This is a genomic window from Puia sp., assembly GCF_036500295.1.
Classification (GTDB): Bacteria; Bacteroidota; Bacteroidia; order Chitinophagales; family Chitinophagaceae; genus Puia.
In genome coordinates, this window is the sequence record NZ_DASYCH010000051.1 from 12,744 (window position 1) to 27,723 (window position 14,980).

Consider the following 14,980-nt stretch of genomic DNA (forward strand, 5'->3'; position numbering starts at 1 on the left):
AAAAAACATGAAACAAATGAAGTATAGCTTCCTCCTCATCGCGTCCCTATGTATCGGTTTTCTCACCAGGGCACAGGATTACAAGATCTCCGTCGGGGATATGAAAGACGCCAAGCTCATTCTCGAAGATTTTACCGGCGAACTGCCCATCGAAGGATATGCCGGCAACGAGATCATCGTCAGCGGCGGCGTGCACCAAAACTTTGATCGGGCAAAAGGACTAAAGGCCATCTACGCCGCAGGAACCGATAACACCGGCGTCGCCCTCTACATGGAAAAAAGCGGCAACCACATCCTCCTGCGCTGTCTGCTGCCCATCACCCAAAGCGCGGAATACCGCCTCAAAGTCCCCGAGAGCCTGGCCCTCGAGATCACCCGGGATTGTGCAAAAAGCGGCACCACCACCATCACCAACATCAGGAACGAGGTCGAATTCAAAGGCTGCCATGATATCACGCTCAGCAAAGTGACCGGCCCGATCGTCGTCTCCACCATCAGCGGAAATGTGAATGTGGCCTTTACCGAGATCGCCAGGGACAAACCGATCTCCATCTCTTCGGTCAGCGGGGAAGTGGACGTAACCCTGCCGGCAAAAACACCCTTCAGCGTCGAGATGGGTACGGTCTCCGGTAATATGTTCTCGGATTTCGATTTCCCTCCCAATGACAAAGATATGCGCCGGGTAGGCGGCGGCAAGCTCCGCGCCGACTTCAACGGCGGCGGAACGGCGGTAAGACTGAATAGTGTCAGCGGGAATGTCTATCTGCGTAAAGGTTAACCATAAAAAACCAAGCATATGAAGAATTGCATACTCATCGCCCTGCTTTTTATCGGGCTGGTCCCCACGCAGGCGCAAAAGATCGTCGAAAAGCATCTGACCTTCGCCCCCAACGGCTTTGTTGCGATGAATTTCCAGATCTCCGATTCCATCCGCATCATCACCTGGAAGAAGAATGAGGTCTATGTGAAGAGTTCGATCGATGTCAACGACAACCAGAACAACGACGACTACAACATGGTCTTCGATGAAACGGGCGGCACCGTCAATATCCAGGGCAAGCTGGAGACGGATAAGATACGCCGCCGCCAGGATTCGGCCGACAAGAACAATAAAAACAAAAATAACAACTGTTGCTGCTGCTGCAACTATAACAGCACGATCATCCACGAAGTATATCTCCCCGAGAACGCGGATTTCTCCGTGGAGACCATCAACGGGAATATCGTCATCACCGGTAACACCGCCGAGATCAAGGCCCACACCATCAGCGGCTACATCGACCTGGCTATCGCACCGGATCGCAAGGCCGGGGTAAAGATGCATACCATCAGCGGCACGATGTACAGCAATATCGAATTAAACAGCGCCAGCCGGGGTGTCAGACATGTCGGCGGAGGATCGGTCACCGCCGATCTCAATGGCGGTGGAAAAAGTATCGATTTGCAAACGATCAGCGGGAATATATTCTTCCGCAAAGAAGGTTGACACGTTAGTTCTTATTTTTTGAATGGTTGAAGGCCGGTCCGGTACAGCGGAGCGGCCTTTTTCATGGGTGCTTCGCCAACCTTGATGAGATCACTGTTTCACAAACACGATCTGCTGATTCCCCTCGCTCCAGGTATAATCGAAAAACCTTGCCATCCGCTCGAAGTTGGCGGGAGAATAGACGCCTTTCTGCTCGGTATAATGACAGGTCATCGTCAGCACGCCCTGGTCGAAGCTGCTGTGGATGCTATAGCTGCCGAAGGGAAAGGACAGACGACCCGATGGAAGGCGTTCCGGCGCATAACCCGGGGGCATCTGCAGGACGAGGGTATCGGATTCGTCGATGGATAGTCGCAGCTCGATAGCCGTCTGGCGGGCGGGCCCGTTGGTTCGCATCCTGCCGGTCCGGCGCAGAAACCTCCCCGGCAAAACGATCAGCCGGTTACCGGTGACGGTCGCAAAATGTTGCGCATACAGCCGCATCGTCTCCTCCAGCGAGGGAATAGCCGTTCGCGCCGCGGTATAATTCCAGTCGCTGATGACGCAGTCGGTCAGGCCAAGCGAATGCTGTTCGGCCGCGAGCAGGTCCTTCTTCGAAAGCCGGTCGATCATCGAATGGGGTGCATCCTGTTGCAACCCGGTATACTCCACCTGCAGGCTTGCCTCGAGATCGCCGCTGCCGGTGACGCTTCCTTTTACATTCCGGGTGAGCCGGTTCTCCCGGACGCCGTAGACGGGCGTATGAACAAGCCGGCCGCCCGGATCATCGATGAGCAGCCCCTGCCGGTCGGCGGTGAAACTGCTGAGATAACCGGGCGCCAGAAGGTTGCTGGTACATTCCAGCCAGACCGAATCCTTCCCGGCAAGCGCCACGGCGATACAGTGATTAAACTGCGCGCACGCAAATCCCGTGTCGATCACCGGCGGTTCCGGGCCGCCATAGATCAATACCGGCCAGGCGCGGATACCCGCTTCCTTCAACAGCGCGACCATGTAGTTGGCAAGCGCCTTGCAGTCCCCATATTTCCGCGTGTATACATAGGTGGCGTCGAAAGGCTGCCAGCCGCCGATCCCCAACTCGATGCCGACATAATGGGTGTTCTGTTGCAGCCAGGAATACAACGCCGCGATCTTCGCCGTGTCCGTGAGCCCGTCCGTAAGGGCATGCACTTTCTTGCGGGCCTCCTCGGGCAGCTGTCCCCGCCCCCGGAAAAGATCGCCGGTAAACTTCGCCAGGTTGGTCCAGGTATCCGCCGACCCCTTGTAACCGCTGACCTCGAAGCTGCCGGGGGAAAGCCGTACACAGGGTTCGCGTCGGCCCCAGACCACCGCGTACTCCTCGGCAGCCCGCGCCGGCCGGTTGTTCACCTCCCAGACATAGGTCTTTACGCCCTTTTTCTCCGTGACCTGCGCCGCCGTGGGAAGATCATACTCGCGGGTTCGCAGCGGGTAGCCATCCGGGACATGCACGATCAGCGTGCTGCTGACGACGGCGATATTCTCCGCAGGCTGCGGAAACCACTGCGACGGCAACACGAAAAGGTTATCCAGCACCTGCTCCTCTTCATAGCTGATCGTATAGGGATAGGTTCGATTCACGAACTGGTAATATTTCACCCGCGTATCCATCGCGAGCATCCCCATCCCGCTGATCGGCGCGTCCTCGAGATCGCTTTTCCTGATCTTCCGCATCAGCTTCCCGTCGCCGTCGTACATCATCGCCGTTACACCGGACAACTCGCGAAACCTGTCATAGAAGGTATAGATAAGGCCGTACCGGTCGCCGTTGCTGTTGAGGATCGTGCTCACCCATTTGCGATGGACGCGGGCCCTGTGCGCCGACTCGATGGTTATTTCCACCTGGTCGAGCCTGCGGACCATGACGGCGCCCTGCCGGAGGCTATCGGGCAACGGCGCCAACAGCGGGTCCTGCGCCCGGCCGGCCAGGGCAGGCAGGCTCAGGGCAAGCCAGTAAAGCAGTGTCCTGACGGGAAGCACACGCATATCAATTCGATTTTTTGAAGATGATCTGCTCTTTCTCCTTTTCCACGATGAGCGAATAAAAGTCGCGCAATCCCTTGCAATCCGACACGGGATAGTTGGTGCGGTTCAGCTGCAGCCGCATCCGGAAATTGATGGCCTTGCCGTCCGACTCGAGGAGATATTCATAATAGCCGCCGCCGTCCTCCAGCGCAAAACGCGCCGATCTGGGAAGCTGATCGACGACATACCCCCGCGGGATCTCCATCCGCATCACATAGCTGTTGTCCACCCGGAACGGCATCTCCACAGGGTAATGCCGGTCGGCTCCGGGCAGCGGATTGCTGCTGATCCGTTCGTGGAGAACCGGGTAGAAATAAAGCGTCTTCTGCGTAAAATGAAAGCTCATGTCGTAATGCCAGCCCAACGGCTCTTCCAACCGGGAAAGCGAGTCGAAGCCATGCGCCAGCAGTTGCTTGGAGCCGCCCATCGTCTTGCGCAGGTTGTCAAAGAATTCCTCGGGACCCGTCTTTTTCAACCGCCGCCGCTCGTTCATGGATTCGAAGACGCCCATCGTCCGGCGATAGGTTCCGGAATACCCGCCGTTCTCGTCATTGCCAAGCATCAGCGAGGTCACGCGGTGCTCCGTGACCGAATCCGGCAGCAGCGGGTAGACCCGATGGCTGGCGTCAATAGCATGTGCATTACCGTTATAGCATGGTTCCGGCAATTGGCCAAAGCCATTCGTATTGACGGTGGCATCCAGCAGATAGTCGGTTCCGTTCAGCCGGAGGGCCGTGATCACATAGTTGTAGTCGCTGAGCATCGGGAAGGCATCCAGCGGGTATCCATGCTCACGGGTACTCAGGATCACCGGGCTGGCGTCAAAACCCTGGTGCCGGTAGACGGCCGCCAGCAACAGGTTGATATCGGCGACGTTGCCCTTCTTCTCCGCCCAGGTCTTCTTCATCGGCTGCGACAGACCAAGCCCGGCCTGCCCCGTGCATGCATACTGGTCCCGGACAAAGGCATATAGTTTTTGCGCGGCGCCAGGCGAGACATCGCCCTTCGGCGATACCTTGCTCAGTTGCTCATCCATCCAGTGGGCCCGGTCACCCAGCGATTCCCCGAAGTTTTCGCTCTTCAGCAGTTCGTCGGTCAGCTGCTCCCAATTGCTGTGATAGGTCTTTTGATAGCCGTCCATCCGGACGGAAGACAGCTGGAACTGCACTTTTTGGATATGATTCTGCAGGGTGGTCGTATACGGCTCACGCTTCTCCATCGCCGTTGCATCCTCCAAAGCCCAGATACGATGGAGGACCGGGCCCTCCCAGGTGCCCCGCATCACCCCAAAGGCTACCGGAAAAGAAGTTTGCGAATACATCGTCGTGTCGACGGTGAAATGCCGGTATCCCTGCGACTTTACAAAATAATCATAGAGCGCGGGGATCGTTACCTCGTATTGGCTCCAGAGCACCGGGTATTCCCCCTGGAAATCCCAGTTGGGGATAAAGCCAAAGCCCGGATAGACGATGCGATAACTGTATTCGATGATCGAGCCCACTTTTACATTGGGAAACGCGATCTTGTCGATGACGAAATGCCCGCTCTTGTCCTTGAAGATGCCGCTCTTGTCCAGTTTGGTGGCGACAACCTTCCCATCCTCCAGGTTATAGACCGTGCCCTGGATATCTTCGACAGAAGTCTCATAGCCGCTGCGATGGACCAGCGAGAGCCCCATCGTGGCCAGGTGAAGTCCGCCGGCATTGACGATGCGCAGCCGGGTATGCCGTTCGTAAATGGTGGTATAGACGCGGCTGCTGGTATAGCTGGCGTCAAAGTTCACCTCGCCGCGATCGAAAAAATAGATCGCGTTGGCATTGCTGTCTAGGTCATATACGACAGGAGCAAATGTCTCCGGCACTACGGCGCCGAAGAGCTCGCCGGGACGATCCGGCGGTTGAGCGAACAAGGTAGAAGAGAACGGATTGAAGGTCAGTCCCAGGGCCAGGAGGAGGCCGAGAGGATACTTCATTGGTTAATGATATTACCGCAATTTATCCTTTTTTTTATTCTTCGATTGCATTTGGTTGAGGTAATTTTCGAGGGCGTCGAAGCGGGCGGTCCAGAACTGGCGGTATTGTTCCACCCAGTCCGAGATCTCATGCAGCTTCTCGAGCTTGGCCTCGTAAAACCGTTCACGCCCCTGCTGCTTGACGACGATCAGCCCGCATTCCGTCAGGATCTTCACATGCTTGTAAATTGCAGTCCGGCTGACATCGAAATTACCGGCAACGGCATTTACATTCAGGGACTGATGGGCGATCATGTTGATGATCTCCCTGCGGGTGGGGTCGGCGATCGCCTGGAATACATCTCTTCGCATTAAAGGAAACCTTTTGGTTGCAAATTAGTCGATGCCGCCGGGATTAACAAATTTTTCCAGCGGTCCCGGCGGCCCGGAAGCCGTGGCTTATCTTTGCCCGATGGATTATTTCAAGGAGCTGACCGACCTTTTGAAAGCAGAACAGGCGGAAGACCGCCGCGCCTACCAGGAACTGACGGGATCGACATCGGTAGCCCAGCGCCGCGATGCCGGACTGGCCTGGTTTCCCATCGCCATCCGCGATACCGAACTGGGCCGCGGCGATTACCTCACCGTAGAGGTCGAACGCACCACCCATACCGACCTCCCGCATCAGCTTCGCTTCGGCGCCCAGGCCGTGCTGTTCTCCAACCACGACGCCGCCAACGACCGCGTCGAGGGAACCATCTCCTTCCAGGGCGGCAACCGCCTCAAGCTGACCCTCCGCACCGATGAGTTGCCTGACTGGTCGCGCAACGGAAAACTCGGGGTCGATCTGCTTTTTGACGATAACAGCTACACTGAAATGTTCTCCGCACTCCGCCACGCCGCCACCCTCGCCGCCAAGGCCGAAGAAGGCCGGCTCGTCCGCGTCCTCACCGGCCAGCAGGCCCCACGCTTCCAGACGATCCCGCCTCCCCCGTCGCCAGGTGCCCCGCAGCCGAATGCCCCGCAGCAAAGTGCCCCGTCGCCAGGTGCCCCGCAGCAAACTACCTCGCAGCTCAACGCCTCCCAGCAATCCGCCATTGAGAAGATCCTCGCCGCCGAAGACCTCGCCATCGTCCACGGACCGCCCGGAACGGGCAAGACGACGACCCTCGTCCGGGCGATAAACGCCCTCGTCACCCGCGACAAAGGCCCGGTCCTGGTCGTAGCCCCCAGCAACACCGCCGTCGATCTGCTGAGCGAAAGACTCGCCGATACCGGTCTGAACGTCCTGCGGGTAGGCAACCCGGCCAAGGTGTCCGAACAGCTGCAGTCGCTGACGCTCGACAGCCGGATGACGGAACATCCCGCCCTGAAGGAGATAAAAAAACTGAAGAAGAAAGCCGCGGAGTTCCGCGATATGGCCCATAAATACAAACGCAGTTTCGGCTCCGCGGAGCGCGAGCAGCGGAAGGCCCTCTTCAACGAAGCCCACGCGATCCTCAAAGAGGTGGAACGGACCGAGCAATATATCATCGATGATATCGTCTCGCACGCGCAGGTGGTCACCGCCACCCTGGTAGGCTCCAATCATTATACCGTTCGCAGTCTTCGATACCAGACCGCAGTCATCGATGAGGCCGGCCAGGCCCTCGAGCCCGCCTGCTGGATACCTGCGCTGAAGGCGCAACGCCTCGTCCTCGCCGGCGATCACTGCCAACTGCCTCCAACCATCAAGTCGGAAACCGCACCCAAGGCACCCGCTGGCATGGCCGGAATGTCCACGGATGCGCCCGGTGGGTCCGGGAGCCCGGCAGCGGCCGGTCTCGCCCAAACCCTCCTGGAAAAGCTCGTAGCCCGATACCCCGAAGCCGTCGTCCTGCTGGAACAGCAGTACCGCATGCACGAACAGATCATGGGCTATTCCTCGGAAGTCTTCTACCGTCACCAGCTGAAAGCACACCCTAGCGTCGCCGGTCATACGCTCTTCGACGGCGCATCCCCGCTGACCTTTATCGACACCGCGGGCTGCGGCTATGACGAACGCTCGGAAGGAAAAGGGATCACCAATCCCGAAGAAGCCGCATTCCTCGTAAGACATGTCACGCGGCTGGTGGAAGAGCTGTCCGCGCACTATCCCGCCGGCGACCTCCCCACCCTCGCCATCATCTCCCCCTATCGCAGCCAGGTACAGCTGTTGCAGGACCTGGTCAGGCAGACCGGCGCGTTAAAGCCCTATGCCGGCCGGATCACGGTAAACACGATCGACGGGTTCCAGGGTCAGGAACGCGATATCGTCTATCTCGGCATGACACGAAGCAACGCCGACAGCCGCATCGGATTCCTCTCGGAGATCCGCCGCATGAACGTAGCCATGACAAGAGCCCGAAAGAAACTCGTCGTCATCGGCGACAGCGCCACGCTCTCACGGCTGCCCTTCTATGCCGGGTTTATTGCTTATGCGGAGCGGCACTCGGCGTATCAGAGTGCGTGGGAGTTTGCGGATTTGTAAGCCGGAAAGCCCCGATTTTTGTGGTATAGTTCTTTGCATCCTTCTTCAGATAGTCGCCGACATACCAGAAGGTAGCGTCGTCGGAAGGATCGATCACCGTATACGTGTAGTCTTCCCAGCGCAGGGTGTTGGTCTGCGCCGCCTGCCCCTCGGCAAGGATGCCCTCCCCAAAACCCATCGTGCCCAGCGGATCGCCGGCAAGCCGGCCGGTGAAACGCTGACCCGCAAAATGCTCCCGGCCACCATAGGAGTAGCCGATGCCGATATCTCCGTTCTTGTCGGTGGCGATACCCGGCAGCCAGCGCCAATCCCCATCGGGAGCATAGGTCCCCTGCTGATAAAGATGCAGGCGCTGATGACGGCCGCTGCGGAACTCATACCAGCGGATCCCGCTGCCGCCCGCCGCCGTCTTCACCGCATTCGCCACGACAAACGATTCCTGTTTGCCGATACGCCGGTACACAAGCCGGCCGTGCAGCTTGTCCCCCTGGGTGTCGAGACCCATATCCGTACCCGGCTGCGGCACCGATTTCTTCAGCTGTCCATCACCGGCATAGTGATAGGGTGCCACCTGGAGCTTGATGGGTCCTTCGATCTTCGTCTTCGTCGTATCCTTCCAGTCGACATGGAATTTCCAGTAGTAGATGCCGTCGTCCTCGAATTGATTGTGCAGCTGTGCGCCGCCATTGGTCACCATGATATTGGGCATACCCTTGCCCGGCAGTTGCTGTCCTTCCACATCCGCGTTGAGCAGGAAGTTGACGTCGTTGATGATAAACGATTGCTCCGTGGCGGGTTCGCCTTTCAGCATCTTCTCGCGGTCGACGACAAAGGCCTGCCGCTGGATGAGGTTATCGCTGGTGCTGCTGGTGGTATAATAGCCGTCGGGCCAGATGACCGGGCGGGGATAGTCGGGAAATAACGGCCGGTCGAACTCATAACGGTAATAAGGTCCCAGTGGGTCCGGACCCGTGCTGACGGCATAACACATGCAAAAGGTTCCTGTCGTGTCGACGCGCGTCCTTGCTGGGCGCACCCCGCCGCCGCCCGCGGGCCGTTCCTCGACAAAGGTGGCCGGCGCCTGGTAGATCATCTCGGCCTTGCCGGGCTGCGCAGGATAAGGGACCATGCCATGCGCGGAGTCCAGCTCCTGCGTACGGGGAATGCCGCGCCGGAAGGTCGGCATGACGATGAGCCAGCGGTTGGCCAGCTGGTCATAACGAACAACCGCATCGCCGTTGTTCAGCCGTTCGCAGGGCCCGCCGAATCCGCGGAATACGCTGCGGGTCTCGGCCGGGCCGAGGAGGACGCGGCCGGTGCTGTCGAATCGCTTGCCTTTTTTAGTATAGATCGCCATCCGGCTGTTGACGATCTGAAAGATATGATCGGGGCCTACAGCCAGCGCATTGTCGGAAGGGTTGCGGTAGAGCGCCGTGCCCTGCGGACCCCGGAACCCCTCACCCAGCCCATCGAAGCTGGCCACCAGCTCCGGCGCAGGCCGGTCACCGGTATGGGTTTGTTCGATCGCCGCGGCCTTCCGCGCATTTTCGAGGGTGTCCTGCGCCTGCACGCGCCATTTGCCAAGCCCGCGCGCCATCCTGCCGTTACGCCGTTCGCTGCGTTCTTCCGCTTCCTCCTCTTCTTCGTCATCGACATCGGGACTCAGCCGTTTGCCGGTGTCGGCGACGAGCGCAAAATGATCGCAACCCGTGGCATGATCGCAACCAGCGGCATGATCGCAACCCGCGGCATGATCGCATCCAGCGACGGAAACAGGCCGAAACTCGACTGGGCGCACCCAAGCCGTGGCCGGATTGCTACCACGGCCCACCCAGGCGGTGGCCGCAAATCCAACAAAAAGCAGGAGGAAGTTTCTCATCCCTAAATTTCCCGATTCCAGTCGGAACCCGCTATCCTAAAATTATCCACTCTCCGTTGAAAATTAACCGGTTTCATAAACGATCACCGGCCGGCTGCCAAAAGGGTTTTGCAGCAGATGCGCCGCCACTCCAAACACCTCCCGGATCAGCTCCGGGCTCACAATCTCCGGCGCCTGCCCCGCCGCAACCACCCGCCCTTCTTTTAGAAAAAGCATCCGGTCGGCATACTCCAGCGCGAGGTTAAGATCATGAAGCACCGCTATAAGTACTATCCCCTCACCCGCCAGCGAACGCGCCAACGCCAGGAACTCGTGCTGATAGTGGATGTCCAGGCTCGACACCGGCTCGTCGAGAAAAAGATACCGGCTGCCCGTGACCGGTGGTTCCCAGATCTGGGCAAGCGCGCGGGCAAACTGGACACGTTGCCGCTCCCCGCCGGAAAGCGAAAGATAATCCCGGTCGGCCAACGACAGGACGCTGAGCCGGGCCATCGCCTCGCGGCAGATATCCGCATCGTGACGGCCAGGCCGGTAGTTGAAATGCGGATAGCGCCCCATCATAACGATATCGTCCACCCTAACCGGGAAATGCAATTCGGGCAGCTGGCTCATCACCGCCCGACGTTTCGCCAGCTGGAGCTTATCGGCCGCGACCGACATACCAGCGGCAGTTCCCCCCTTACCGTCGTCTGTCACCCTCTTACCAGCGGCTACCGGCTTATCGGCCGCAACCGGCTTACCGACGACTACCGGCTTACCAGCGGCTACCGGCTGACCGTCGTAGTAGACCGCACCCGCCTCGATCGGCCATTCCCCGCTAAATGCTTTTAGAAAAGTGGATTTGCCGCTGCCGTTAGGCCCGACGATGACATGCAGCAACCCGGCCTGAAATTCCGCGCTGATGCCCCGGATCACCGGCCTTCCGCCCGCGCGGCATTGCAGTCCCTCGACGCTAAGCATAAAACCCTCCTTGTTGCTGCCGCCGGCCCGCGCGGATGAGCAGATAGAGAAAGACCGGCGCCCCGGCAAAAGCCGTCAGCACACCGATCGGAAACTCCGAAGGCGCCACGATCACCCGCGCCAGCATATCGGCCGCATTGAGAAGGATGGCTCCCAACAACGCCGAGGCGATGATAAGGAACCGGTTGTCGGTGCTCTTCAGCAACCGCAGGATATGCGGCACGACAAGCCCGACAAAGCCGATGACGCCGACGACCGAAGTGGCGACGGCCACCATCAGCGTATTGATCAGCAGGATCCGGCTCTTCAGCCGCGCCGTACGGACGCCGAGATAGCCCGCCTCCGTCTCGCCCAGCATCAGCGCGTTCAACGCCTTGGCATAACGCAGCGAGAGCCCGATGCCGATGATCGTAGAGGCCGATACGATGCCCGTGTTCGACCAGTCGGCGCCCGAAAGGGTCCCCAGATTCCAAAAGACGATACTGCGCGCCTGCGGGTCCCGCGCGACATAAGAGAAGAAACCCGTGCCGCCCGCGGCCAGCGCATTCACCGCGATACCCGCGAGCAACAGAGTGTTGACATTTACTTTTCCAAAGACATTGGAGAGCCGGTAGACCAGCCAGGTGGCCGCCCCGCCGCCCGCAAAGGCAAACAGGGGCAGCAGAAAAGGACCCGCAACATCCACCCAGGTTCCGCTCAGACTCTTGCCCATGACAAAGACAAAGGCCGCGCCAAACGCCGCCCCCGACGAAGTGCCCACCAGCCCCGGCTCGACGATAGGATTCCGGAACAGGGCCTGCATCAGCGCACCGGAGACCGCCAGGGCCGCACCCGTGACCGCACAAAGCAACACCCGCGGCAGCCGGATCTCCAGAAACAGCCGCTCTTCAATAGTGGCATTGGCGTTGCCCCCGGTAATCGCATGCCGCAGAAAAAGAAAGATCCGCTCATACGAAATAGACACCGCCCCTACCCTCGCCGATACGAGCAGGCAGAGCAACAGCAGCACGCCGAGCACCCAATAATAAAGCCCAAACCCTCGATTAGCGTTGTCCATGGATCAGCCGGATAAGATTATATACATTCTCACCCGTCCTCGGCCCAAGATACACCAGGTCATGTTCTTCGATCCGGTAGATCCGATTGTTCTTCGCCGCGGGGGAAAGCGAGACCCCCGGCAGCTGCTTGAACTTCTCCAGGCTGCCCTGCAGATCGAAGCCATAGTCCGTGGCCAGGATAACATCCGGCTGCTCCTGGGCGATCACCTCCGCGCTGAGGTTCTTCCATTTCTGCGCGGTGTCCGCGACATTGATGGCGCCCGCCCAGTCCAGCATCTGCTGCTGCGTACCGCGATGGTTGAGGACAAAATACTGGTTGGCAGCCTGGCCGAAGTGGATGACCATCACCCTTATCGGCGACTGCCCGGCATAGGTCTTCCGCAACGAGTCGGCCCGCGCCATATCCCTGTCGAGCCGGTCGCAGAGGGAATCCCCAGCTTTCTCATTGCGAAACTCCGCCGCGACAAGCCGGATCAGCCGTTTGGTGCTGTCGATCGAATTGCCGCCATCAAACTGACGCAGCGGGATACCCACCTTTTTCAATTGATCGATAGTCGGCTGCGGCCCCCAGTTGCCGTCATTCCATACCGCGGTCGGGTTCAGCGAGATGATCCCCTCGGGAGCCAGCGCCCGGTGATAGCCCACCGCCGTGACCTTTTTTGCCTCGGGCGGCCAGGTACTCGAAATATCGCGCCCGACCAGCGCCGTGTCCCCACCCACCGCGAAGATGATCTCGGTCAGCTGCTTGCTGACACTCACGATCCGCAGGCCCTGCTTGTCGTTATGCTTGTCGCCAAACTGGCTGCACGCGGCAAACAGGAAACTCACCGCCAGAAAATAAGTTATCTTTCTCATTGCATTCATACGTTAAAAGGTATAAGCCGGTCTCGCTCATCCATTACCCGGTCTCGCTCATTAAAAGATATAAGCCAGTTTCGCTCCGCCATACCAGGCCGCATTGTAGGGCATCGGCAGGAAATGCGGATCGGTCGTTCCGGCGAGTGTACCGGAAAAAAACAGAAAACTATAATAGGTGCTGTTCGTCAGGTTATCCACTCCCGCATAAAGATCCACCGAGAAATGATTCCCCAGCTGGCTGCGATAGCCGACCTTCCCGTTGACCAGGTCAAAAGCCCGGGCGTAGTTCTTGTTGTCAAACGTATAAGGAACCGCATCGACATGCCGGTAAGTAAGATAGGCATAAAAACCCATCTTCGTCTGCAGATCGATCCCCACATTGACCACACTCGGCGCAACCCCCGCGACCTTGTTGTCCGAGAAATTAAGCGTGGCGGCATTATGGTTGTTGTCGCTGTAGAAATTCTTGTACTTGAAATCGGAATAGGTATACGTCACAAACGGCCGCAACAGGGAGATCCCGGCGTTGGGGTTGTTCAGGATCGCATAGCTGAGCGACAGCTCGGCCCCCAGGTTCTGCTGCTCACCGGCATTCACAAACGTGGTATAGGTCGGGGTGCTTCCGCTAGCCGGAACCTGTTGCGCCACGATCTTGTTGTGCACGTCCAGGTCGAAGAGCGCCAGCTGATAAGACAGTCTGCCGTCCGCGAGGTCCCCTTTCGACCCGATCTCGTACTGGATACCCGATTCGGGTTTCAGACTCTTGTTGGCCGTTCCCAGCACGGCATTGATGACGTCGGCCGTCGGCGGCGGCGTATACCCGCGGCTGACATCGGCATAGAGGGAAAGATGTTCGTTCACCAGCTTCAGCAGCGAGATCCTCGGCATGAACACAGGGGTAAAGCTTTTGTCACCCGATTGATTGGCATGGGTAGGATTGGCGGTATTGGCCAGCATATCCGTGATGGCATACTCGGTGAAGTCGAGGCTGCCGCCCGCCGTCAGGATGAACTGGGAGGGCAGGCTGAACTTCCATTCCGTAAAGAGATTGTAGCCCTGCGAAGCGTTCTGCAGATCGCCCTTGATGCCACCCGTTACGTTGTTGGTGAGATTATAGGATTTGTTGAAGGCGATGGTCTTCTGAAATTGGGCCCCAAGGATCGCGTGAACGGTAACCGCACCCGTGTCGGAGGTATAGACAAACCCCGTCCTGCCCCCAAAGGTAAAGGCCTGGTTGTCCGTCAGCCCGTGTGCAAACGGCTGATTCAGGGTATAGCTGTTGGTATAGACCGTCGTCTGATTGCTGAAATGCGCGTCGATCTTATAGTTGTCCGTCACGCCCGCCCGAAAGCTTTCGATCACGGTCTTGCTGCCGTTGACCAGATAGGCCGGGTCGCTCCACACGATGCGGTGGTACATGATACTGTCCGTCATTTCTCCCGCCAGCTGCTCCAGCGAATGCGCATAGGCGAAATACGCGGAGAGGGTGTTCTTGTCGCTGACATAGAAATCCCCGCTGAACTGGGCATAGTCTTTCCGCGATGCGCTGTTGGTCCGCCAGCCTTCCTGCTCCTGGTGGCCATAGTTAAAGAGTAGGGCCGAGTGTTCGTTGGCCGTTTCGAGCCGGGTATTGGTCCGCCAAAGCCCGTTGCTTCCGCCCGTGTTCTCTTCCACGAGCCGCGTCTGGTTGGGTTGCGGCTTCATCGTAAACAGGTTGACGACACCCGCAATGCCGCCGCCATAAAGACTCGAAGCGGGTCCCTTGATGACTTCCACCTTCCCCAGCGTGGCGAAGTCGATATCGTCCATGATGGTGGTGCCCGTGGCATCGGTGATCGGGATATTGTTCAACAACACCTGAACACCCTGGCCATTGAAATTGGTATTGTTGCCATAGCCGCGGATGATGATCCGCTCACCGCCAAAAGTTGTTCTCGAGCCCATACTGACGCCGGGCATCAGGTTAAGCGAGTTCTCCAGCGAGAGTCCGCTGTTGCGATGAAGATCTTCTGCGCTGAGCACCCCTATCGATCGGGGTACGTCAAGCTGGTTGTCCTTTTTACCCGCCGACCAGCTGCTTACCTGTACGGTGTTGAGGGTCTGGGTCCGCGTGGTGTCTTTTGGCGCCTCCTGGGCAAATACGGTCGATACGATAGGAATAGACAATAGGAATAGTCCTGTATTTTTCAACATGCTAATGTGTTTTGGTAAAGATTGGATGTAATGAAAAAAACAG

The 14,980-nt window shown here is 58.4% G+C and carries 11 protein-coding genes; 3 read left to right on the top strand and 8 right to left on the bottom strand.

What is annotated here, in order from left to right; genetic code table 11:
• Positions 1-7: 7 nt before the first annotated feature.
• Entirely contained in the window at positions 8-778 is a 771-nt protein-coding gene (locus VGM48_RS10590; RefSeq protein WP_331578815.1) for a DUF4097 family beta strand repeat-containing protein, read from the top strand.
• An 18-nt stretch (positions 779-796) separates the two neighbouring features.
• Positions 797-1,486, top strand: coding sequence for a hypothetical protein (locus tag VGM48_RS10595; RefSeq protein WP_331578817.1), 690 nt, complete (start codon positions 797-799; stop codon positions 1,484-1,486).
• Between the two features lie 90 nt (positions 1,487-1,576).
• Here the strand turns inward: VGM48_RS10595 and VGM48_RS10600 are convergent, their stop codons facing one another.
• From VGM48_RS10600 to VGM48_RS10610, 3 genes are read right to left on the bottom strand one after another with little or no spacing between them, the layout of a single operon-like run.
• Entirely contained in the window at positions 1,577-3,490 is a 1,914-nt protein-coding gene (locus tag VGM48_RS10600; protein ID WP_331578819.1) for a DUF3857 domain-containing protein, read from the bottom strand.
• A 1-nt stretch (position 3,491) separates the two neighbouring features.
• Positions 3,492-5,501: a DUF3857 domain-containing protein gene (locus tag VGM48_RS10605; RefSeq protein WP_331578821.1), complete on the bottom strand. Its 2,010-nt coding sequence runs from the start codon at positions 5,499-5,501 to the stop codon at positions 3,492-3,494.
• Positions 5,502-5,513: 12 nt separating this feature from the next.
• Positions 5,514-5,852: a metalloregulator ArsR/SmtB family transcription factor gene (locus tag VGM48_RS10610; RefSeq protein WP_331578823.1), complete on the bottom strand. Its 339-nt coding sequence runs from the start codon at positions 5,850-5,852 to the stop codon at positions 5,514-5,516.
• 100 nt (positions 5,853-5,952) lie between these two features.
• Here VGM48_RS10610 and VGM48_RS10615 point away from each other — a divergent pair, with 100 nt between their 5' ends.
• Positions 5,953-7,989, top strand: coding sequence for an AAA domain-containing protein (locus tag VGM48_RS10615; protein WP_331578825.1), 2,037 nt, complete (start codon positions 5,953-5,955; stop codon positions 7,987-7,989).
• Here VGM48_RS10615 and VGM48_RS10620 read toward each other — a convergent pair.
• From VGM48_RS10620 to VGM48_RS10640, 5 genes are all read right to left on the bottom strand, one after another.
• Complete coding sequence (locus tag VGM48_RS10620; protein WP_331578827.1) at positions 7,928-9,868, bottom strand: hypothetical protein; 1,941 nt, start codon at positions 9,866-9,868, stop codon at positions 7,928-7,930. The genes VGM48_RS10615 and VGM48_RS10620 overlap by 62 nt on opposite strands.
• Positions 9,869-9,931: 63 nt before the next feature.
• Positions 9,932-10,828, bottom strand: a complete 897-nt coding sequence (locus VGM48_RS10625) for a heme ABC transporter ATP-binding protein (RefSeq protein WP_331578829.1) — start codon at positions 10,826-10,828, stop codon at positions 9,932-9,934.
• Positions 10,821-11,885, bottom strand: coding sequence for an iron ABC transporter permease (locus VGM48_RS10630; RefSeq protein ID WP_331578831.1), 1,065 nt, complete (start codon positions 11,883-11,885; stop codon positions 10,821-10,823). Before VGM48_RS10630 ends, VGM48_RS10625 begins: the two co-directional genes overlap by 8 nt.
• On the bottom strand, positions 11,872-12,741 hold the full coding sequence (locus tag VGM48_RS10635; protein WP_331578833.1) for a heme/hemin ABC transporter substrate-binding protein: 870 nt from the start codon (positions 12,739-12,741) through the stop codon (positions 11,872-11,874). The genes VGM48_RS10630 and VGM48_RS10635 overlap by 14 nt, the downstream gene beginning before the upstream one ends.
• Before the next feature lie 60 nt (positions 12,742-12,801).
• On the bottom strand, positions 12,802-14,937 hold the full coding sequence (locus tag VGM48_RS10640; RefSeq protein ID WP_331578834.1) for a TonB-dependent receptor: 2,136 nt from the start codon (positions 14,935-14,937) through the stop codon (positions 12,802-12,804).
• Between the last annotated feature and the right edge of the window lie 43 nt (positions 14,938-14,980).